At 68.1% G+C, this 22,738-nt stretch carries 9 protein-coding genes; 1 reads left to right on the top strand and 8 read right to left on the bottom strand.

What is annotated here, in order from left to right; translation table 11 throughout:
* The first annotated feature begins 176 nt into the window (after positions 1-176).
* Complete coding sequence (locus JOF44_RS15700; RefSeq protein ID WP_209893520.1) at positions 177-1,898, top strand: DUF2075 domain-containing protein; 1,722 nt, start codon at positions 177-179, stop codon at positions 1,896-1,898.
* A 16-nt stretch (positions 1,899-1,914) separates the two neighbouring features.
* On the opposite strand, the gene JOF44_RS15695 is transcribed toward JOF44_RS15700, so the two are convergent.
* From JOF44_RS15695 to pglW, 8 genes are all read right to left on the bottom strand, one after another.
* Complete coding sequence (locus tag JOF44_RS15695) at positions 1,915-2,229, bottom strand: hypothetical protein (RefSeq protein ID WP_209893517.1); 315 nt, start codon at positions 2,227-2,229, stop codon at positions 1,915-1,917.
* Between the two features lie 2 nt (positions 2,230-2,231).
* Positions 2,232-4,859, bottom strand: a complete 2,628-nt coding sequence (locus JOF44_RS15690; RefSeq protein WP_209893514.1) for an AAA family ATPase — start codon at positions 4,857-4,859, stop codon at positions 2,232-2,234.
* Positions 4,860-4,953: 94 nt separating this feature from the next.
* Positions 4,954-7,059: a DEAD/DEAH box helicase gene (locus tag JOF44_RS15685; protein ID WP_209893513.1), complete on the bottom strand. Its 2,106-nt coding sequence runs from the start codon at positions 7,057-7,059 to the stop codon at positions 4,954-4,956.
* The gene (brxD, locus tag JOF44_RS15680; protein ID WP_209893510.1) at positions 7,052-8,374 is read right to left on the bottom strand and encodes a BREX system ATP-binding protein BrxD; all 1,323 of its coding nucleotides are present in this window, start codon (positions 8,372-8,374) and stop codon (positions 7,052-7,054) included. The genes JOF44_RS15685 and brxD overlap by 8 nt, the downstream gene beginning before the upstream one ends.
* Entirely contained in the window at positions 8,371-11,172 is a 2,802-nt protein-coding gene (gene pglZ / locus JOF44_RS15675) for a BREX-2 system phosphatase PglZ (RefSeq protein ID WP_209893507.1), read from the bottom strand. The genes brxD and pglZ overlap by 4 nt, the downstream gene beginning before the upstream one ends.
* Positions 11,169-14,891, bottom strand: a complete 3,723-nt coding sequence (locus JOF44_RS15670; RefSeq protein WP_209893504.1) for a BREX-2 system ATPase PglY family protein — start codon at positions 14,889-14,891, stop codon at positions 11,169-11,171. The genes pglZ and JOF44_RS15670 overlap by 4 nt, the downstream gene beginning before the upstream one ends.
* Complete coding sequence (gene pglX, locus JOF44_RS15665; RefSeq protein WP_209893502.1) at positions 14,888-18,424, bottom strand: BREX-2 system adenine-specific DNA-methyltransferase PglX; 3,537 nt, start codon at positions 18,422-18,424, stop codon at positions 14,888-14,890. Before pglX ends, JOF44_RS15670 begins: the two co-directional genes overlap by 4 nt.
* Complete coding sequence (gene pglW, locus JOF44_RS15660) at positions 18,421-22,659, bottom strand: BREX system serine/threonine kinase PglW (protein ID WP_209893499.1); 4,239 nt, start codon at positions 22,657-22,659, stop codon at positions 18,421-18,423. The genes pglX and pglW overlap by 4 nt, the downstream gene beginning before the upstream one ends.
* Positions 22,660-22,738: the final 79 nt, after the last annotated feature.

Below are 22,738 nucleotides of genomic sequence, written 5' to 3'. Positions count from 1 at the left end.
TCGGTGGCCCCCGAGCGCGCTACACCCCGACTCGCGCACCGGCCCCGAGACGCGCTACCGACGGACCCCAGTGACGCGAATATTCAACCTGGATCCCGAGCAGATCATCCGCACCAAGCTCAAGCGCACAGGCGAGAAGTACCCCGTGGAGAAGGCGAAGGGACGGAGCACGAAGTATGACCGGCTTTGAGATCGAGGAGCTCCGCTTCACCCCGGAGTCGGCCGAGGAGACGAGGAGCCGTCTCCCTCGCTTCTCGAACTGGCCGGTCGTGTACCTGATCGAGGACGGGCATGACATCTACGTGGGCGAGACCGGCAGCGCGGACCGCCGCATGCGCCAGCACCTGAAGTCGCAGCAGAAGCAGCATCTCCGCGAGGTACGGATCGTCATCGATGATCGCTTCAACGGCTCCGCCTGCCTGGATCTCGAGTCCCTGCTGATCCGGCTGCTCGACGGCGACGGGAAGTTCGATCTCCTCAATCGGAACGAGGGCATCACCAACCAGGACTATTACCAGCGCAGCGAGTACAACGACTCCTTCAAGGAGATCTTCGGCGAGCTCCGCGCCCGCGGCTACTTCGAGCGCACGATCCCACAGATCGAGAACTCCGACCTCTTCAAGCTCTCCCCGTACAAGGCGCTGAACACCGAGCAGGGCATCGCAGTGCTGGACATCTTGGAAGGTCTGGTCGAGGACCTCCCCCTCGAGGATCGATCGCTCGCTGTCATCCAGGGGGACCCGGGGACCGGCAAGACGATCGTGGGCATCTACCTGATGAAGCTGATGCGGGACATCGCCGAGTTCGATCCGACGGACGAGGTCGAGGGCGACTCGATGTTCTCCGACTTCTTCGTCGAGGGGAACCGTGAGCTCTTCGACGACCTGCGGATCGGTCTCGTCGTCCCGCAGAAATCGCTGCGACGGTCGATCTCGACGGTGTTCCGCAAGGTGCCCGCGCTTCGTGACGCCCAGGTACTGACCCCCTACGACGTGGCCGACGCCGAGGAGGATTTCGATGTGCTCGTCGTGGACGAGGCGCACCGTCTCACGCAGCGCGCCTCGCAGTCGCACGGGACGCTGACCGCGCGCTACGCCAAGATCACCCAGCGTTTGTTCGGCACCGACGACCACTCACTGAACCAGCTCGACTGGATCCGCGCCCGGTCCCGCCACACGATCCTCCTGCTCGACACGGAGCAGAGTGTGCGGCCGGCGGACATCGAGCCCGAGGTGTTCGATCAGGTCATCGCCGAGGCGAAAGAGGCCCAGCGCTGGTATCCGTTGGAGACCCAGATGCGCGTCAAGGGCGGGAAGGAGTACCTCGAGTTCGCACGTTCGATGATCTCGAACGAGCCGCCTGCCACCGCTCCGGATCTCCAGGACTACGAAGTCGAGCTGTTCGACGACCTCGGTGCCATGCATCAGCGAATCCGGGAGCGCGACGCCGAGTACGGGCTGGCACGGCTCGTCGCCGGGTACGCCTGGGAGTGGCGCAGCCGGAAGAAGAGCGGGAAGCACGACATCGAGCTCGACGGCGTGAGCCTCGACTGGAACGTCTCCGACGTGGACTGGATCGCGTCGAAGACCGCGCTCGAAGAGGTCGGGTCCATCCACACCGTGCAGGGCTACGACCTCAACTACGCCGGCGTCCTCATCGGCGGAGACCTCCGGATCGACCCCGAGACCGGACGCCTCGTGGCGGACAAGGCGAACTACTTCGACAAGAAGGGCAAGCAGAACAACCGCATGCGCGGTCGCGACACGACCGACGACGATCTGCTGCAGTACATCACCAACATCTATCGCGTGCTGCTCACCCGGGGCATGCGGGGGACGTACGTCTACGTCGTCGACCCGCTGCTGCGTGAGAGGTTCCGGCGAGTACTGGGAGCATGAGTGGCCGCGGTTTTATTCAATCGGCCTCCTCGCCGAGAATCGCGTCCACTGCGCGCTCCCATTCCTCAGCATGGCGACCTGTGAAATGTGCGGCGGACCAGCGGCCGTGCATGACATTGCTGAGATCCGAGTAAACCTGCCTCAGAAGTCGGAAATGCCCAACGGTCAATTCAGCGTCCCCCACGGCTGCCGCTCCGAGGAATGCTCGGATCTCGTGCTTCTGCATGTGGCTGCCGTGGCCAACTCGGGCGGTGTGCTCCCAGGCTTCTCGACCGGCGCGATCGATACGGGTTCGTAGCCGAGCAGCGCGGAGAAGCACGTCACGGTCCATGCTCACCTCCAGATCCCACTGAGGTGCCTACAGGCCATCTTGCACTTGTCGATCTCTCCGTTCAGCGTTGCGACGTCGACCTCTTGAGAGTCTTCGACCTCACCATTGCGGACGTCATGGGCTGCCTCGTTCCACACCTTCAGACAGTCGTCCACCTGGTCCAACGCCTCACGCGATCGTTCGACACTGCGGTCGATTTCCTCTGGAAGATCGGAACTGAGCAGAAGATCTCTTCGGGCCCTCAGAGTCCGAGCGCCGTCGATCGCGGCAATGTACTCGGTCACCGATCTCTCCGGTGGATCAGCTTCTCGTGCATAGCTCTGCTGGGCACGCCATGCACGGCGCCGGAGCGCATACTCCAGGCAAGCATCGAGCGCCATCCTCAGCAGGGTCCTTACCTCGACGGCACAGTGCTGAACAGGGGGTGCTTCAGTATCGGCCTGGCCCCTTGCCTCCCGTGCTGCTACTTGCAGATCTCCCCTCGTCTCCGCGGCCATCCGGAGGAGCTGCGTCCATGCCCGTTCCACCGGCGACGCCGTGACGTGGCCGTCCAGCAGGTTGACGTCGTACGTGTTCACGACTCCTCCTGCCGGGATCGTCAGGTGCTCGGCGAGACGCCCATCGTGCGTTGCAACCAGCACTTGCATGGAGGGCATTCGGGTGACGAGGTTGTGAGCCAGTCGGTCGACCCGGACCTCGTCCAGGGCGTGGACAGGGTCGTCGAACACCCGGAACGCGAAAGGTCCCTCCTCGGGTGCAGCCACCATAGGGGAGAGCAGGAGGATGTTCCTTTGGCCCGCGCTGAGGTGAGCGAGCTTCAGCTGCTCCTTATGCCCGGCTGATTCGGTATCGGGATCGGTCGCATTTCGAGCGAGGAGCATCTCGAAGTTCTTCTCCGTCTTCGGGAGGCTGAAGCTGTCGAGTTCAATGTTCTGCTCGGCGAGCAGATCGTTGATGATTCCTCCGACGCGGCTCTGCAGTATGTCGGTGCGTTCATCCCGCAAGTCGCGCAGGATCGGGTTCCACAGAGCTACGGCACGTCTCACCGTCGGCAGCTCTTCGGCGGATCGCTTGGTCTCGACGTCGAGGTCGAGATATTCGGCGAGCGCAATGCGCCGTGCATTCCTCCAGCGGCCCCTCCGTCCTGCCGTGCGCACTGCGCTATCAACGAGGGCCCGCGTCTTCGGCTCCTCAGCCACTTGAGCCAGTCGCTCGAGACGGTTCTTCGACTCGGAGCTCTGCAGGTAGGTGCTGCGTTGTCTCTGCTCATGATTCGGGAGTAACTGGCGCAACAGCTGTGCCTGTGCGCTCAAGACCGGATCCTCAGGGGCCTGCTCGATCACTGCCTGATACAAATCGACGAGCTGTTGGCCTTGTCGGTCAACGGCCACCTCGAGGTTCCGCCACGCACGTTCATTGACGGCCCAGGTATCTGCCCGGCGTTGAAAGGATTCCCACCAGTCGCTGCGAGCGCTCCCGCACACCGGGCACGTATCCAGGGCGGTGTGGTCATGCCGCTCCCCCAGCGCATTGCGAAGTTTCAGAAGCGCTTCCAAACAGTGGTTGTCCATGCCTTCAACCACCGCTTCCCGCCAGCCCGCGAAAGCGGCCCTTAGATCCCGAGCGGCGGCAGCGAGCACCTCGGCGACATCGTCGGGGAGGCTTTCACCAACAATTTCGCCGGTACCGACGTTGTTGTCGATGCACCATTTCTCGACGTCTGTTGCGGAACTAAGCTGGTCCCAGGCGATTTCAGTAATGTTTATGCCAGCCTCTCGTGCCTCATGGTCGATTTCTTGGATGGCATCACTCGCACTTCGAAGTGCACCTCTCAGGATACCGTCAGCTTCCTTTGCGATGCGCTGGCGTGACTTCAGCGCCTGCTCAAGTGCTGCGGGGGCCAAACCTAGCCCGAGACTACTGTAGAACCAGCTGTGAATGTCCTGCGGATCGCGGAGTTCGTCGCTCAGCGACGCATAGCTGTAGCTGGGCGGAAACGCACGTGCGCTGATATCCCACAGTCTCCACTCAGCCGAAGTTTCGGAGATGGTCTGGGGCTCCTCTCCTGCTCGTCGAAGATTCGCGGTACGGTGCACCTGATGATCGTCACCGAATCCTGCAGTGATCTGCAGCGAGGTCCCTGGGGCGTCCACCGCGTTGAGCGCAAGGATGATTCTGGCCGGTGCGCTCGGATCCGGCCGTTGCTCCTCAGCAATCCAGAGCTTCCCCTTCGTTCGCATACCGGGGCCGTCGCGCCCGATGTGCGAAGAGTCCAGAGCTCCGTGAATGGCGACCCTCAGCGCCTCGATCATCGTGGTCTTCCCCGCTCCGTTGAGCCCGTGGAGGATTGTCAGCGCATAGGTCGGATCAAGCTCCAGCATGCTTTTGCGCTTCGCGCCGCGGAAGTTCGTGACCTCGAGGGACTCGAACGCCCATCGGTACTCGAGGAGTCGTGAACTGCCGTCCTCCGCTTCGGCGAGCTCATCACACAAGTCGAGGATCATCGTCCACGCAGGGTCCCGCTCAGCCGTCCCCCGCTCTCCGCGCGAGGCCTGCACATCGTCAGGAGACCGTTCCCGTAGGATCTCCTGCAGCTCGAAGAAAGTGATCGATGCGCTCGTCGACTCCATACCTTACATGTTGGCATTGCTCCTTCCCCGTGAGTTGGAGATCAACCAAAATCGCGAGAGAATTTTGTGCGGGACATGAGTGGCCGCCAACAGTTCACCGCCCCGCGACCTCCGCTCGCAGCATCTCTTCCGGGACCATGTCTCCGAACTTCACCTCGCGCAGCACCTTGTCGTCGATGAGCGGCGCGAACACGTTGTCACCCTCGGCCGCCCTCCTCTGTGCCTCCTCGAGCGCTGCCCGCAGTGCGGGAATCGTCGCCGAGTCGGACAGGGTGATCGCATAGTTGTCCCAGGTTGGCGCCTCACCGAGCAGCTCGGGGGCCACCCGGGTGAGCGCTGCGAGAGTGCGGGCGTTCTCACGACCACCGGCCCACGTCCACCAGCGGGAACGGCCACGATCGTGCGGGGAGAGCACATCGGATTCCCCCACCCCAACGAACGGAGCGAACTCCACCCGCAGATCGACCAGCTTCTCGCGCGCACGCCGAGTGAGCTCCACTCCCTGTGCGTCAGCACCCTGGAGGGACCGCCTGATCGCGCCGGTGAGTGCCGCGGAGATCGGCTGGGGTACGCCGGACCAGCGGACCTTCCCTCCCACGGTGGACGGTTCCACCTGCGCGCGGTGACGGTTCCAGTCGATGGAGGTGACGCGCCACCCCTTGCCGGCGAGGGTGATGGTCAGCGAGCCGTCATGCGGGCCACGCAGCACCATGGGGTCGATGAGCCCGATCTCGGCGCGGCCGTGCAGCACCGTGAACTGCGGTGCAGCGGTGAATACCGCCATCACGTCGCGGAAATGCATGCCGCCGTAGCGACGCTCGGCGGCGGGCCCGGCGAACAGCAGCTCTCCGTCGCCGAGCAGGAACTGATGCTCGAGCATGTGGTCGATGATCGCGTCGCCCGACGACTCGGTCAGCGGAGCGAAGGCGGCGAGGTCGCGGTGGATGTCCTCACGGGTCAGCGCACGGCGCTGCAGGGTGATCCCGAGAATCTGCTGGGCGATCACGTGATACGGGGTCGACGGCGGGTCGATCGGCTCCACGTACCCCTCGGACCAGAGCAGCAGCAGACCGCAGGCACGGAGGAACTCCTCCTCGGTCGTGCCGAGGAACAGCATGTTCCGGGCCGTATCCGCGCGGCGCCCGGTGCGGCCGAGGCGTTGCAGCATCGAGGCGACAGTGCGTGGGGCACCGATCTGGAGGCAGCGATCGAGGTCTCCGACGTCGATCCCCAGCTCCAGGGTGGACGTGGCGACGATCACGGTGTCCTGTGCTTCGGCGAAGGCCTGTTCGGAGCGGCGTCGCTCGTCCACGGACAGGGAGGAGTGGGACGCGAAGGTTTCCACCGCGCGTTCCCGCAGCGACAACGTCAACGATTCGACGGTGCGCCGGGAGTCGGCGAACACCAGCCGCTTGTCGCCGCGATGCAGCCGGGAGATGACCTCGGCGGCGTTGTCGAGCGTGCCCACCCAGTCCTGGCGCACGTCAGAGTCCTTCCCGATCCCACCGGGATCGATGACGCTCCCGCGCCGCTCCCTCCCGGGCGCGCCCTCGCTCCCGGAACCGCGTCCGGGTCCGCTCAGCCATGCGAGCAGCTCGTGTGGGTTGCCGACGGTGGCTGAGAGCCCGATCCGCTGCAAAGGTCGCGCCGCGATCGCCTCGAGGCGGGAGAGCACTCCTTGCAGGTGCCAGCCGCGGTCGTCGCCGGCGAAGGCGTGGACCTCGTCGACCACGATCGCGCGCAGGTCGGAGAACATCGCCTGCGGGGAGGTGATGGTCGAGACGAGAATGGCCTCGAGGGACTCGGGAGTGGTGAGGAGGATGTCCGGCGGCTGGGTCTGCAACCGTCGGCGCTGCCCGGCGGTGGTGTCGCCGTGTCGCACTTCGGCGGTGCGGCCCAACCACTGGGCATAGGAGGACAAGCGGGGGTGGAGGTTGTTGAGCAGTGCCCGCAGCGGGCAGACGTAGAGCACAGAGGTCCCGCGCCAGTCCTCCGTGCTCATACGGGTGAGCAGGGGGAAGGCTGCGGCTTCGGTCTTGCCGCCGGCGGTGGGCGCGAGCAGGATCGCGTCCTCCCCCGCCACCAGCGGGGCGACGGCCTCCTCCTGGAGGGGGCGCAGTCCGGGCCAGCCGAGCGTGTTGACGATGTGATGCTGCACCGAGGGCGCGAGCGCGTCGAAACCGGCGGCCTGCTCAGTCATCGAGATCGAGGTCGATGTCGTCGGGATCGGTGCGGGGTCCGGCCACGGCCAGCTCGGCCTCGCTCACGGTGACGGCGTAGTCGGTGCGGGGGTCGAAGGTCTCGAACTGGTCCACCCTGTCCAGGACGTCCACGAGCTTGCGCAGGTAGATCCGCGGGGCCAGCCCCACCTTGGCGCCGAGCTCGCCGGCCACGGCGCGGGAGAAGTCGACGATGTAGCTGTCATCGACCCGCTCGCGCAGTCGAGGCTCGTTCTCGCGTCCGCGCACGTAGAGGTCGCGCACGCGGATCCCGACCTCGGCGAGAGAGTCCTGAGTGAAGCCGAGCAGGCGGATCTGCACGGCGCGAGGGTTGTCGAACGTCGGGTCGCGCATGAACGAGGTGTCCAGGCGCTGAGCGAGCGGAGGCAGACGGTGCACGCCGTTGGGTCCGTCGTAGAAGGCGGGGGTGCCGGTGAGCACCAGGTAGAGCCCTGGGTAGCGGCCGGCGTCGATCTCGTCCATGAGCTGGCGCAGGGCGTTCAACGCCTTGTCGCGCACGTCGGAGCGCATCCGCTGCAGGGTCTCGACCTCGTCGAGGACGAGCAGCAGGCCGGGATGGCCGGCATCGCGCAGCACGGTGAGCAGGCCCTGCAGGAAACTCATCGCGCCGAAGTGGTCGAGGTCCCCCTTGATCCCGGCGGCGCGTTTGGCCGCCGCGGCGACATGGGGCTGCCCCGCGAGCCAGGCGGCGAGACCGTCGGCGGTCGCCGGGTCGGAGGCGGAGGCGCGGTGATAGGCGCGCAGCGCAAGGGCGAACGCCGGGGTGGAGGAACTAACCTCGCTCAGTCGCGCGTCGAGCAGCTCCCCGGTCGCTTCGGCGAGGCGCTGCTCGGACTGCTCGATGGTGGGGTCGGCCGCGATCGCGTCCTCTTCGATGGTGTACAACCAGGTGTCCAGGACCGAGCGGAAGGCCGACGGGGCGACGCTCGAGGTGTGCAGCGACTCGGTGATCCGCCGGTACACGGTCTCGAGCTTGTGCAGTGGGGTCTCGGTCTCGGAGATCTGCACCTCGGCGGTCGCGAAGCCGCGGCGCAGGGCGGTCTCGGCCAGATGGCGGGTGAAGAAGGTCTTGCCGCTGCCGTACTCGCCGCGCACCGCCTTGACGACGGCGCCCCCGCCGGTCACCTGGTCCAGTTCGCCGGACAGAGCGTCCGCGAAGTGGTCCAGTCCGACGGCGAGCTGGTCGAGTCCTTCGGCGGGGACGGTGCCGCGGCGCAGCGCGCCGATGATGTCGTCGCGGCGGCGCGGGGAGATCCCTGGGCTGTCCGTGTTCATCGGTCCACCTCGAACTGCTGGCGGGCCAGCGGAACATCGAGGATCGCGGTCTCCTCCTCGAGACGGAGCACTTCGAAGCCTTCGACGTTCAGCAACTGGGTGACCACACCGGCGACGCGTGGCGTCCGCGCCGTCGGTGTGAAGAGCAGCTGGGAGACGCGGCTGAAGGGCAGCCGGGTTCCGGGAGCGGCCGCGAGCTCGTCGACGAGCGCAGCGACGGTCTCGTCCGACGGGGTGCGCCGGAGCACCCGCTTCTGGTCCGTATACCGGTCTGACGCGATGATCGCAGCACCGAGGCCGGTGGGCACGACCGGCTCGGGCTCGTCGCCTCCGAACAGGTCGAGCATGCCGACGACGGGCGCGACCGCCGGGCCGGAGGGCTCGTCCGCCCGGTCGGGAGCGGCGGCGCGGGTGGACCACCACAGGGGTCGCTGATCGCTCGTGAACAGCCACCCCTCGGGCAGTCCGGCCGCCCATCCCTGCTCGGAACGGTCAGCGGGCGCGGGGCGCAGGGCGATGACGGGCACGACGAGTTCGGACAGGCTCGCCCCGCCGTGATAGCCGGCGCGGCGTGCGGTGTAGCGCAGGTCCTCGTCGACGGCGAGGATCGCGCTGTCGCCGCCCAGCACGCGCCTCCCCTCGACGAGCACCTCGTCAGGACCGGCAGGGTCTCCGGTCCCCGGCCGGGAGCGGGCGCTGGTCTCGCCGTCGTGGCGCTCCATCCGTCCGTTCCTCTCGATGACGTGGCCGTGGTCGGCGGTGAGCACCACGGTGCGGCCGGCGCGGGCGGCCTCCTGCAGCAGAGGGCGGAGGAAGCGCACGTCCGCGGTGCACCACCGGGTGCCGCCCGGGTCGGCCTTGTCCAGGGCGTCGTCGATGGTGTTGAGCACACAAGCGACCATCGGGCTGCCGTCGACGTCTGCGATGGCGGAGGCGACCGGGGCACTGAGCGCGGTGCCTGCCGCATTGCTGACCAGGTCGTCCTTGTGGAACAGGGGTGCGGCGGAGAGACCGGAGCGACGAGCGAGGGCGGATAGTCCCTGCCGTTCCTGCGGCTGCCCGCCGGTGGCCGGGCTGCCGGTGAAGAAGGAGGTGCGGGAGTGGGTGGTGAGACTGGGCAGGAGCGCGAGGCCCGTCGCCCGGCGGGGTGCGGCCAGGGGCACGATCTCGCGCCAGGTGTCGGTGAGGGTGAGGATGCTTTGGGTGAGGTCGGTGGCCGAGGCCGCGCTCATCCCGTCGATCAGCAGCACCAGGGCGCCGCCCCGTAGCGATCCGGGAGCGGCGGGGGTGGTGCGGGCCAACGGCAGGCCGACGTGGCCGAGCACGTCCTCGAGATAGTGGACGTCTCCGCCGGCGGGAAGGTCGTCGCCGTGGGCGAGGGGCGCAAGGTCCTGGGCGAAGGCGCGGTCCAGGGCGCGGCGACGGGCGAGGACCTGCTGGGCGAGGCGGTCGAGTGCGGCGGCGATCTCGGGGTCGTCGGAGCCTTGGAGCAGGTCGCCGAGCGCGCTCTCTGCCCAGGCGCCGTCGTGGGCGTGGATGCGGGCGGCGTCGAGGGCGCGCTCCAGGCGGCCGACGCCGGAATCCTCTTCCGGCACCTCCCGCGCGGCGAGCCAGCGGTCGAGGCGGACGGCGGCGCGCAGGGCGGTGTGCAGGGGGTCCTTCCCGTCACGGTCCGCGGTCAGGGGGTGATCGAGGATCTCGCGCCAGGCCCGCTCGACGGCGGCCGGGTCGGAGCCGAGCGCCGCGGCAAGGGTGCGCCGACGGGCGGTGAGTCCGCCGGGCAGCAGGTCGGAGTCGGCGATAAGGGAGGGTGCCTGCTCGGCGCGGAGGATCGATTCGGTGCGCCGTAGGACGGTCAGTGCCTGCTCCCGGGCAGACGGGCGGGTGAGCATGTCGCGCAGGGCGCGGGTGGAGGCGGCGGCGAAGGAGCGGACCTGCTCGGCGACCGGGCCGGCGGCGCCGGTGTTGGTGACTCCGCGGAAGGCATCGGGCAGGCGCGCTTCCAGGCGGGCGCCGGTGAGGACCGCTTCCTGGATGAGGGCCGGTGAGGCGGTGACCACGTGCGTGAGCGCGAGGCCCAGCGGCAGGAGATCGCCGGTGGAGCCTCCGGCGAGCACGTGGCGGGCAGGGGCGGCTCCGACGCCGAGGTGGCCGGCCAGCCAGTCGAGCACCGCGTCGGTGAGTTCGTCACCGCCGTCGCGGCGCAGGTCCGCGAGTCGTCCCGGCAGCTCGGGGTCGAGGGTCGCCTCGAGGACGGCGGGCCCGTCGAGGGTCTCGGCGTCGATGCCGAGCAACTGTCGGGCGACTGCGCCGTAGGCGACCTCGCGGCCCAGCACTCCGGCACGAGCGGCGGGCCAGCCGCCACGGGGCTCGAGACGCAGCAGGGCCTCCGGGATCGCGGACCGGTTGCCGGCGGAGTCCTGGAGCAGGGCACGGTCCACTCCGGTGGCCCGGAATCGGAGCTTGACGCTCTCCCAGGCATCAGGGCGCTGGAGGCGGTGCTGGGCGAGGCGTGCAAGGAGTCCGGAGCCGAACTCCTCCTCGGTGCGGTCGGTCAGCAGCACCAGCCAGCCGTTGCCGTCCCAGGCGGCCAGAGCGTCCCAGACTGCGAGCGCGGAGGGGCACCAGGTCACGGTCACGGGCTCACCATGCTGGTCGGTGAGACCCTGGGCGTGGTCGAGTCCGCGGGAGGCCCGGATGCCCAGGACACGGCTCGCACCGCCGCGCCGACGGACTTTCTCGAGGGTGGCGAGGATGGTGGCGCGCTGGACGGGGGCGACGGCGACAGCGGTGCTCATGGCAGCTGCCGCCAGGTGATCTCGAGGCGGGCGCCGTCGGGGACCTGGTTGGTGATCTCCCGGGCGAGCTCGCTGAGTCCGTCCTGGCCGCGCCAGGTCACGGTGCGCCGTCCGGTGCTGCGGGTCGGTGTCGCCGGCTCGGGGTCGGGCTGCGGCGCGGGTGCCGGGGCGGCGCTCGCGCGTCGGCTCATCCAGGTCCAGGCCGCGTCGTCGAAGCTGCTCAGTGCCTTCTCGAGGGGGCGCTGCAGCTGGTGCCCAGCGAGAGCGTCGTCGAGGTCCTGGAGGATGCCGCGTGCGGTGCGGCCGGCGTCGCCTCCGGCCTCGATCCCGGTGGTCAGGGGCGTGATGCGGGTGGGGTCGAGTCCACGGACGGCCCGGGTGACGCCGGCGGCGCTGGACAGGGAACGACCCAGCTCCTGGTCGGTCGCGTCGAACGTGGCGTCGGCGAGTCGCTGCAGCAGCGGCAGTCCCTTGAGCACGGCGAGGTCGTCGACCAGGGTCGAACCCTCCTGGGCGGCGGTGAGCCGAGCGCTGACGGCGATACCGCGCTGCGCGGAAGCTTCGGTCAGCGCGGTGGTGAGGACGTGGGAGTCCTCTCTCAGGGTGCTCGCCCTCTCACGCAGCTGCTGCGCAAGGGTGGTGACGTTCGCGGCCGTGAGGTACTGCGGGGCCTCGAGGCCGAAGATCGCGCCAGCTCGGTGGCGGGCGGTGGTCCACTGCTCCTCGCTGGGCATCTCCTGGGGTTGCAGCTGCATGTCCCGGGCGAGCTTGCCGGGCTGGGGCTGAGGGATGGAGGCGGAGTACTGGGTCCAGGCGCGCTGGTGGCGGATGGCCCAGGCGATGGTGACGAGGTCCAGGACATGACGGTCCAGCCCCGCACCGATCGTGGTGCGGCGCAGAGCGTCCTGCAGTTCGCCGACGCTGACGGTGCCGTCGGGATCGAGACCGACGGCACCGATCCCGGTGATGACATCCCGGTCCCAGGTGCCGAAGTACTCGGCGCCGAACAGGAAATGGGTCTCGGTGGTGCGGCCGACCCGCAGCGGGTCCGTCACCCGGCGCACGGCAGCGACGTTGCCCTGCAGCGGGACCCGGTGGTCGGGGTCGCCGGCTGCACGGGAGATGTGCTCGGCCACGGCGTCGAGCTCGCGGACGGTGACCACCTGGTCCTCGGGCGCGAAGGCAGGATGCTCGGGGAAGGTGGAGTCCCAGGCCTCGGTGATGGTCTGGGCGAGGGCGCGGTCGAGGGTGGGCCCGCCGGGCGTGCGAGGCTGGTGGCCCTGGTCCAGGCTCCACAGCACCTGGTCGCCGGACCCCTCGGTGAGGATGCCCGGCTGCGCGGTGGCGGCGCCGTACGCCTGGAGCAGCGCGGTCAGGATCCCGGCGCGGAGGTTATCGCGCTGACCTTGCAGGATCACCTTGGCCTGGGAGCGGTCCGCCTCGGAGAGGTGGTCGGAATAGTTGCGCCACCGGTCGCCGTGCCCGGTCAGGAGGTAGTCGAGGATGACGAGAGTGCGCAGATCCTTGAGCTTGCCGGCGGAGAAGAAGCGCGGCAGCCAGATCAGGGTGCGGGCCTGGACATTGCGGGCCATGAGGTCCTCGACGCGGCGCACGTCGTCGGTGACGGAGTGTCCGCCTTCGTCGAAGGGCAGGTCGAGAATGATCCGCCAGGTGTCGGGGGCATGGCGGAAGCGGTCCTCGGGCAGCTGCTGGGGATCGCGGACGTTCCCGAACACCAGATCGACGGTGCGGGCGGAGCCGCGCCAGACGACCTTGTGCTGCACGGCGCCATCGGTGGTGTTCTCCTGGGGAGGGACGCCGGCTGCTTCGAGCACGAGCGTCCGGAGCAGCTCGCGCTGCCGGCCGGGGTTGTCCTCCCCCTTGGCGTTCTCCACGATCGACTCGTAGTCCACGTCGGAGAGACGCACGGTGTAGACGGGGTTGCGGTCGCTGCCGCCCACCTTGATGTCACCGACCCGCTGGGCCCAGCTGTTCACCTTCGCGGCGACCACTCCGGCTTCACCCCCGCGCAGTGGGGAGGTGATCGAGCCGTGGTTGAGGGAGGAGAGCCGCTGCGAGGTCAGCGAGGTCAGCGCCGGCACGCCGGGGGCGACGGCGCTGAGCAGCAGGGTGTGGGCCAACCGCTCGTCGGTGCGGTAGGTGCGCAGCGTCGCCTCGTCGCCGGTCTCGAGATCGTGCGCGGAGATCCCGTTGTTCGACAGCAGCAGCGGCTGCAGCTTGTCCTCGAAGATCTCGTCGGCCCGGCGGAACAGGGCGGCGCGGCGGGGATCGAGGACGGAGCGGTCGTTGCCGGAGACGATGTGCTCGTAGGCATCGCCGACGGGGATGACCTCGTCGATCCGCATGGTGTCGCGGCGCTCGACGAGCATCTGCTGCATGACCTTGAGCGCGGTGCGGTCGCGCTGCATGACGCCGGAGAGGTTGCGCAGGGTGGAGACCAGTGCCGGGGAGAAGGGGTAGGTGTGGCGGAATTGCTGTTCGTTGGCGCCGCGGTGGGTCTCGTCGGTGTTGATGCCGTCCAGCAGGACGTCCCACACGCCTTCTGCCCGGTCGATCCCGGCGAAGGCGTCCTCGATCGCGCGCGCTGCCGCGTCGTCCTTGGGGGTGAGCAGGCGTTTGGCTGCGACATAGGCGAGGTTGTCGTCCCCCAGCTCGATCACGCGGAAGCGACCGGACTGGTGACGGAAGGCGTCGTCGAGCGCCTTCTGCTGGGTGCCGGAAGCCCCGGAGTCCGCGAACCACTGCTGGAGGTCCATCTGGCGGGCGATGATCGAGACCAGCGGGATGGGCAGTCGCCCGTAGTTGCCTTCGACGAGCTTGGTGAGCTTCTGCGCCTCACGGCCGAAGCTGCCCTGGTTCTGCATCTCGAAAGCGAGCCAGAGCACGAGCTCGTCGAGGAACATCACCACCGCGTCGTAGCCGAGCGTCTTCGCGTGGTCGCTGATCGCCTGCAGGCCTTCGTCGAGGCTCACGTGCTCGCCGAGGCGCGCGTAGTTGGAGAACAGTCCTTCCCTGCGGGTCAGGGCGGTGACCAGGCGCAGGCGTTCAGAGTGACCGGGGGCAGCAGCGCGCGCGGTCTGGTACTCCTCGAGGCTCCAGCCGCTGGAGCCGAGCAGGGCACCGAAGGGGTCATCGCCTGCGCTCTCGCCCCCGAGGGCGGCGAGGAAGCTCTCATCGCCCATGCGGGTGCGGAGGTTCTCGGCGTCCCGCAGCAAGGCGTCGGCCTGGTAGACGGCGGGCAGCGGCGCCTCGGGATGACGAGTGCGGATCTGCTGGACGTAGCCGTCGAAGAGCACCTGCTCCATCGAACCGCCATCGAGGAAGTGGAAGGACAGCGGCAGGAAATTCTTGCCCTCGAGCTGTGCATCGTGGGTGGTGATGATGCGTTGAAGGTCCTGGTGGGCACGAGCGTGCGGGTCGTGGCGCAGCAGGGCGTGGAGTACGGCCATGAAGTGGGACTTGCCGGAGCCGAAGGAGCCGGCGAGGAATGCCCCGCGGTTCAGGCCGCTGCCGAGCGCGTCGGTGACCAGGGCGAGCGCCTCGTCGAAGGCGTCGGCGATCGCGGGGGTCACCACGTAGTCATCGATCGCCTCGGCGGCACCGCGACCGGTCGTCGCATCGGTCAGGCGCAGCACGTAGTCCTCGGCGCCGGTGGCCTCGGGGATCGAGAAGACGTCTCGCAGCAGGGGCGCGGTCATGATCTCGCCTTTCGTCCTCGGGTGGCGGCCGGGGGCCGCCAGGAAAGCAGGTCGTCTTCGCTCGCGCCGACCTGGGCGCGGCGCTGGTCGTAGTCGGTGCGGGCGAACTGGGCGGCGTTCAGCCCGAAGGTGGGGTCGATCTCGTCATGCCACTGCTCGACCCAGAACAGCAGCTCGCCGAGCCCGGCGACGAGCGGCCGCAGCGTCTCGTCGCTCGCGCCGTCGCTCACCATGTCATCCATCAGGCCGGCAAGGGCGAGGTACTGCTGGAAGTGGTTCCAGCCCGCCCAGCCGAGCTGCAGGGTGCCATCGGCGGCGAGACCCGCGTTCGGGTAGTGGATGAACCGTTCCTTGGGGACGTCGAGCTTTCCGCGAAGGGCCATGTAGGTGCTCTTGCGGAAGTCGGCGGAGCTGTATTTGGGCGGGACGGGGATGTCGAGACCGATCTCGCCAGCGTCCTCGCGGCGCTGCAGCTGCCAGGTCTCCTGCCATGCGCGGAACTTCTCCATCGCCTTGGGCTTCAGCCGCCACGCGGCGAGGTAGGGCACGACCTCCGGCGTGAGCAGGTCGGTGAGCGCCTTGATGAGGTCGACGGTAGCGCTGCCGCGCCAGAGTTCGACGACACCGCGCAGCTCGGGGTCGCGGCTGACGACGTCCGCCAACTGTGCAATGGATCGGCTCACGGGGCGGCCCTGCCGGTCGAACCAGATCTGTTTGTCCTCGAGGCGGTCGAGCAACCAGTCGCGCAGAGCACGGTCGACCCTCTTCATCCAGGGGTCTTCCAGCCAACGCCGTTTGTACTCGGGCCGCTCGAGAAGATCGATCATCCGACTGGATTCGATGAGGTCGAGGCGCTTTTGAACGAGTCCGCGGTAGTCCGCGGGCCAGTAAGCGGGGATCTCGGTGACCGGGGCGGAGTGGTGATAGTCGAACCACTCAGTGCTCTCTGTGCCGCCCGCGACCCGTCGCGCGAGCGCGATCTCGAAGGCTCGCTCCCCTAGCTGGACCTCGGGCGGGTTGCCGGAGTACGTGAGCTCCTGCTCCGTGAGGCCGTACGCCCGATAGGCGAACCAGTCCAACTCTTCCTGGGCCGCGATCATCTGGGCGCGGGAAGAGGCCGACGACTTGGCGGCCTCACTGAGCATCTCGGCGGTCGGCACTGTCTCGCGAAGCGTGGCGGAGGGCTGGGCCGCCGCATGCCGCGTAGCGAGCTGATCCATGGTACGGCCGAAGTCAGTGAAGTCGGCTTCGACCAAGGGATAGTCCTGGAGGGTGGTGCCGGTGAACTCATACATCCAGGACCACGGCTGGTCGACCATCCCGCCGCCGCCAGTACCGGTGTTCTTGTTATGGCTGTTCTGCTTGAGCCAGAACAGGGCGGTGGAGGAGTTGAGCACGCCGAGCAGGTGCAGGTGTTCCTCCTCGCTCGCCCCCGCCGGCAGCTTGATCACCGGTGCCGAACGGTTGAACACCTTCCCACCCCGGTCGAGCACGAAGTGGTTGTGTGTCGCGACGAAGGCGAACGGGATCCCCAGGGGCCTGACGTATCGCGGCGGAAAGAACATCGAGTGGTCAAACCACCGGAGACCGCGCTCTGCCTTCGTTTTCTGGAAGTCCATCTGGTTACGGAGAATCGCCTTGCAGCGCCAGTACCGCCCCGAGGCGATGTCAGACGGTTCGACTGGTACGCCATCGCTCCCGTACGGGAACAGCGTCACCTCGCCGGGAGACGTCGAAAAGTCACGCACTCCCTCGCCGATGACTACTGGGACCACGTCGTGCTCAAGTCCGTGGGTCTTGGACGCATGCGCTGGCATGAAGAACGCATCGTCGGCTCCCGTATGCGTAGTACGCCCTACGACGTCGATGCATGCAGCGAGCAATTGCGTGGTTGCTTTCTGAATCGCATCGCTGATCTGCGGTGCCGCTCCCCCAGAGAGACTCCAAGGATGCTGCGCGAATGACTTCGCCGTCGGCTCTGTCACCGACACGAACTCATTCTCGAAGCCGATCGAGTTGATATTCTCAACGATCGACCTCCACACGAGCCCCTGTGCTGGATCCTTGGGTTGTCCCGGTTCACCGCGCGTACCCAGCACGGCCTTGACGGAGTTGTCCTGCTGCGGCTGGTTCTTCCCTGCCAGGATCAACGTCGGTGTGCCGTGACCGGGAATATATGCTCCCGAGGTGTCGACGATGAGTCGCAGGTCCTTCGTGGGCAGGTACTCCTCGATGAGCTTAGTCCCGAACTCGCGCTTCATGAACGCGTTGGACGTGATCTGGCCGGTCCATCCCGCAGGCTGGTCACCGTTGCGAGTCTTCGCGAGTGCGAAGAACCGCTCCATGAACGGGACCGTGAGCTGATACTGCCGATGGGTTGTCGTGTAGAGATTCCGATACGTCTTGCTTGCCGCAGGGTCCTTCACCGTGATGTACGGCGGATTCCCGACCACGGCGTCGTACTGCCCGGTCCGCAGGGCACCATGCAACTTCTCGCGGTCCTCTGCCAGGTCAGCGATGAAGTCGCCGTCCACACCGGCGGCGTCGCCCAGAATCGTCTGCTGGCCCCGGCCCCAGGGGAGCAGCGAGTCACCGGCATAGATGCGCACCTCGAGCGCGGGCGCCTGCTCGAGGCTGGTCTCGCCGGTGATCTTCAAGGCCTCGAGGATGAGGCGGAAGCGGGCTATCGCGACGGCGAAGGGGTTGATGTCCACGCCCACCACGGACTCGAGCGCCTTCGCGACAATCTCGCGGGCATTGAAGGCAGGTGCCTCCTTTTGCCAGCGCTTCACGAGGCGGGCGAAGACGCCGAGCAGGAAGTGGCCGGAGCCGCAGGTGGGATCGATGATGCGGAAGCCGTCGAGCGGTCGCTCGGCGAGCGCGGGCTCCATCGTCTGGTCGAGGATGAACTCCTCGACGAACTCGGGGGTCTGCAGCAGGGCGTAGGTGCTCTTCGCGAATTCGGAGAGGTCCTGGTAGAGGTCACCGAGGAAGCGGGTGCTGAGGTTCTCGTCGGTGAAGTCGCGCGCGAGCTCGCCGTCGTCATCGGTCTCGCGCCAGAACGCGATGATTTGCTCGGCCATCCGTCCGCTGAGCGGGATCTGGTGCAGCATCGACTTGGCATCGACGAGCTGCGCGGTCGCGGGCAGGCCTGCCAGGTGCTCGATGGATTGCAGGATCCACTCGCGGGCGGTGTGCTCGGGGTGGGCACGGAAGTAGGCCTGTTCGGCGTCTGTCGCTTCAGTACGGCGGGCACCGTGGCCGGCAAACCAGCGCGGACTGATCAGACCGTTGTCCTCGAGGAAGCGGACGAACACGGTGGTCAGCACCCAGGAGACCGCGACCTGGGTGATGTGCTCGTCGCGCCAGGAGGCGAAGTCCGTGCTGGTGCGGTTGCCGCGCAGGGCGGCGGTGTGCTTGTCCCGCCACTCGGAGTCCTTCTCTCCGTCGGCGGCGAGGACGGCGCGGAGGTCGCCCTCGACCTCGAGCACGAGGCGACGGGCATCGGTGGTCAGCGCGGTCGCATCGATCACGGGGCGTCCTCCAGGAGGGGTGAGGGGTCGTCGGAGACTGGGCGTGCGAGGGTGTCGCTCCAGGCGTAATCCACGTCGAGGAACTGGTGAGGGCTGGTGGTCAGCCGGGTCCCGTCGATCTCCGGGCCGGTGTGGATCTCGTACTGGGGAACGATCACCCACACAGCCCGGCTGCGGGAGACGGTCAGATCGGACAGGCGACGCAGCTCGCCCACCTGCCCATAACGCACGAGCATGTCCACGTCGGCGAGCACCAGCGGGGCGCGGTCGTCGGCGGGTTCTCCGACGTCGTCCATGAGTTCCTCGATACGGGCGGTGACCGCCGGCATCGCGAGCTCGACCACCTTCGCGACCGCCTGCTGTTCGCGGCTGCCCGCGGTCCCCGCATCCGCCTGCACGATCACGTCCCAGTCCGGGAAACCGGGGTTCTCGGTGAGCACGCGGCGCATCTCGTCCAGCAGCAGCGTGGCCACCCCCAAGCGGCGAGCGGCGAAGCGGTTCTCCAGTGCCTGCTCCAGCACCCCCAGCCGGGACGGGAGCGTGCCGAGCACCAGGTAGGAGCGGCGGCGACGGGAGTCCTCCAGGCGGCGGGTGATCGCGGTGTCCTCCGCCTCGGTGCGATCTGCCTGGGTCACAGTGGCGGGCCGCCGCGTGAGCATCGTGGTGTCCCCGGTGATGGTGGGACCCACGTACTGCTTCGCCGTCTCGTCGAATCGCAGGACGAGCTGGGATTCGGCGACCACGGAGTCCAGCTGAGGACGCCCCGGGAGGCGGGCGAGCTGCGGGAAGCGTGCAGCGACTCGGTCCTGGAGCACCGTCGGGCTCATCCGGGCGTCGGTGGTGAGGTCGCCGAGAGCGATGCGCACCGCCTCTGGTGCCGGCAGGTCCCGGCGGTGCAGTTCCCCGGCGAAGCTGGCACCTGCGGTGTTCTGCGACATCGACGCCGCGAGCCGGAGGGCGCGGTGCCCGGCGCGCAGCGGCGATTCCTCGCCCAGGTCCTCGAGATCGTCCAGCAGCGGCGCGATGAGGGCGCGGGAACGACCGGCCGGCAGCACCCCGGAGAGGTCTTCGACCGCATCCCGAGCCGTCTCACCGAGCCGCACGGCCAGGTTCAGCACGTCGTTGCCACGGCCCAGCGCGACGACACGGTCGCCGCGGCGGCGCTCCTCCAGCGGCGGCACCGAGTCGTCCTCCGCCCGTCGGCGGTGGCGCCTGCCGTCCACCACGATCCGCAGGATCCCTTCGGCGTGGCGGCGAGCGTTCTCACTCGTGGTCGCCGCGGTCTCCCCCTCGCCTGAGCGTCGCATCAGCTCGGTGACGATCTCCCCGACGGCGGCCACCCCTCCGAGGTCGTCGAGAATCGCATCGACTGCCCCGGCGACGCGGTCCAGCACCGGTCCGGCCTGCTCGTCGACCGACCACTCCTGGTGCATGTCGATCAGTGCCTGGTTGACCGGCGGGGTGCCGACCCCGAGCATCGCGCTGAGAGCCACCTGCGGGGCGAAGGCCTCGACGTTCTTCGTGCCGCGAGCCAGCAGCAGGTCCAGCACCTCGCGGTGGAGGTCCGTGCGGCGCTCGCGCAGCCGCGTGACCAACAGGTCAGCGACATCATCCAGGGGCGGGAGATCACCGGTCGTGCGGCGCGCGGCCTTCGCCGTTTCGGCGAAGCGGGTTCGCCACGCCTTCGCGCGAGCCAGTACCTCGTCACGGGTGTTCTTGGTCAGGCCGGGGGTGCGACTGAGCTGCATGGAGTCCAGCACCACCACATCGCGCACGGTCTGGTGCCCCTGGCCGGTGAACCAGCTCAGGGCACGTGGCGAAAGCCCCGCTTCCGCCAGCGGCGTCCCGAGGGTGACGCTGGAGGCGATCTCGTCCGCATCCGAGGGTGCCGTCGTCGTGGCCGACCCGAACATGGCCTTCCACGCGCTGCGCATCTCCCCCACGGTGCCGAACCGCTCCGGAGCCCGACGAGACAGAGCGCGGGAGAAGAAGGCGGCCAATTCTTCGCGCAGACCTTCCGGGAAGTCCCGCGGGTCCACGGCGACGTCAGCGGTGACCGCTGCCGGGTTGGCGGTGGGATCCTCGCCGTAGCGGGGGTGGAGGCTGGTGGCCATCTCGTACAGCACCACGGCGGCGGAGTAGCGCTCGGCGGCGCTGTCGTAGAGGCTGCGGTCCGCATCTCCCAGGAACGGGTCCAGATACGGGGCCGTGCCGGCGTCGATCTCCGAGGCAGGGGCCCTGCTCAGGGAGAAGTCGAACAGCTTCACATGCCAGCTCTTGCTGCTGTCCTTGCCGATGCCGAGGTTGGCGGGTTTGATATCGCGGTGATCGATCCCCGCTTTGTCCAGCGCTTCGAGCGCCCCGAGCAGGTCGTCCCCGTAGCGTTCGAGGAGGTCGACCGGGAGCCCGTGGTCGGAGCGGCGCAACAGGTCGCGCAGTGTGTCCTCCCCGGCGCTCTCGAGCAGCAGCGCCGAGGTGGGGCCGAGCGGGAACGGTCCTTCGTGCAGGGCGACCACGTGGCGGCTTCTCAGCCGAGAGAGGATGTCAGCCTCCTCGACGAGGCGGGCCTCCGCCTTCTCGTCGAGCGCGACCTTGAGCACCCGATCCTTGTTCTGGGTGGGGACCTCGGCGTCCTCGACCAGCAGCCCCAGTGCCGTGGAACCCTTTCCGAGCCGGCTCTTCACGGTGAAGCGACCCTCGGCCAACAAGTCCTGGACCTTCGCGTCCCGGGGGTCCAGAGCATCGTCCGTGGGGACCTGCTCGGTGCGGTCCAGAGCGGCGAGGAACTCCCGGATCGACGCGTGACGGCCCTTCGGTGCCGCGCTGGTTGCGGTGCGCACGGCATCCCGAATCGGCTCAGGGATCTCCGGGATGTCCACCCCGAGGTCAAGACCGGTCTGCTCCCGCAACCGGAACAGCAGCTCTTGAGGAGTCGCTGCAGGGGCATGACCGGCGAAGAGGTAGTAGGCGAGCGCGCCGAGCGAGAACTGGTCCAGACCGGGACGGTCGGTCGCCTCTGCACTCCAGGCGCCCTCCGGCGCCTGGAAGGTCAGCAGTGCTGCGTCCTCTCTCGCCGCCGTGCGCGCTGCATGCTGGGTGATGCCGGGCTGGGACCCGCCCTCCCGGGAAGAACCGGCTGCGCTCCAGTCCGAGACCTTCACGGTGAGCGGGCCGCTCGGCTGCGCCGCTGGGCCGATCCAGATCGTCTCCGGGGTGAGGTGGCGATGCGCGAGGCTCTTGCCGTGGGCGTACTCCAGGACCTCTCCGACCTCGCGGATAATCTGCAGACGCTGGCCGAGGTCGGCCTCTTCTCCGTGGTCGGCGAGCCAGTGGTCCAGGCGCACCAGATCGGGGTCCCAGTCGTAGACCAGTCCCCGTCCCAGCTGCTCGTCGTTGACCACGTCGATGGGCCGGATCAAGCCGTCGTGGTGCAAGCGGCGCATCACGGCGAACTCGTGGTCCGCGATCGCCCGAGCGACGCGGCGCTCGACATCGGTCGTGTGCGTCTGGAAGCGAATGCGGGCCGGAGCGCCGGTCTCCTTGCCTGAGGCCTCCCAGTCCTGCCATCCGTCGCCCTCGGCGATCGCGCCGCCGTCGACGATCACCCAGGAGCCCACCTCCCGCTCGCGGCGCTGGACCAGGCCGATCCTCTTCAGCAGGAGGGTCAGGAACTCTTCTTGCTGCGGATGGATCGGATGGCCGCGCTCGGTGGTGCCCTCGAGGAGCTGGGTGATCCCTGGCAGCCCCGCCGGGGCGTCCTCCAGCTCGTCCAAGCCGAAGAGGTTGATCCGCGAGGACTCGGGCATCAGCACCTTCGTCGCACGGTGGTGGAGGAACACGGCCTCCTGCACCCAGGGGACGATCCGCTTCACCGGGATCTCAGGGTCGGGGCCCGCGACTTCGCGGTAGACCTCCTGGAGCTTCGAGGCGAGCTTCTGCGCTTTGCGGCGTGCGAGCAGCAGCGGGGAGCTCTCCGTACGCCCGTTGCGATGCCAGGTGCGGTCGTTGCCAGTGATGGTGCCGAAGTAGTGCTTGAGCTCGATGAGGTACAGGGCGTCCTGTCCGAGCAGCAGCGCGTCGACCTCGTGCCACCCGCCGTGCGTGTCACGGAACTCGAAGTTCGTCCAGACGCGATACGGAGAATGCATCGGGACCCGCTCACGGAGGTACTCGAGACCTTCGCGCTCGTGGTCGAACTGGGAGGCGGTCACCTCGATCCAGCGATCGTCGGTCAACTGTTCCTCCCTCGCTTCCCTCATAGTGGGCGCACCAGGTCATCCTACTGATCAGACGCGTCCGCGGTGACCTCCTTCG

The organism is Brachybacterium fresconis (assembly GCF_017876515.1).
Classification (GTDB): Bacteria; Actinomycetota; Actinomycetes; order Actinomycetales; family Dermabacteraceae; genus Brachybacterium; species Brachybacterium fresconis.
Note: the sequence above shows the minus strand (reverse complement) of the source record. Positions and strands in the feature narration are given on the sequence as shown.

What these genes read in the sequence shown, in the direction of transcription:
- JOF44_RS15700 (WP_209893520.1), top strand. Translation starts at nt 177, where the DNA reads ATGACCGGCTTTGAGATCGAGGAGCTCCGCTTCACCCCGGAGTCGGCC.
- JOF44_RS15695 (WP_209893517.1), bottom strand. Translation starts at nt 2,229, where the DNA reads ATGGACCGTGACGTGCTTCTCCGCGCTGCTCGGCTACGAACCCGTATC.
- JOF44_RS15690 (WP_209893514.1), bottom strand. Translation starts at nt 4,859, where the DNA reads ATGGAGTCGACGAGCGCATCGATCACTTTCTTCGAGCTGCAGGAGATC.
- JOF44_RS15685 (WP_209893513.1), bottom strand. Translation starts at nt 7,059, where the DNA reads ATGACTGAGCAGGCCGCCGGTTTCGACGCGCTCGCGCCCTCGGTGCAG.
- brxD (WP_209893510.1), bottom strand. Translation starts at nt 8,374, where the DNA reads ATGAACACGGACAGCCCAGGGATCTCCCCGCGCCGCCGCGACGACATC.
- pglZ (WP_209893507.1), bottom strand. Translation starts at nt 11,172, where the DNA reads ATGAGCACCGCTGTCGCCGTCGCCCCCGTCCAGCGCGCCACCATCCTC.
- JOF44_RS15670 (WP_209893504.1), bottom strand. Translation starts at nt 14,891, where the DNA reads ATGACCGCGCCCCTGCTGCGAGACGTCTTCTCGATCCCCGAGGCCACC.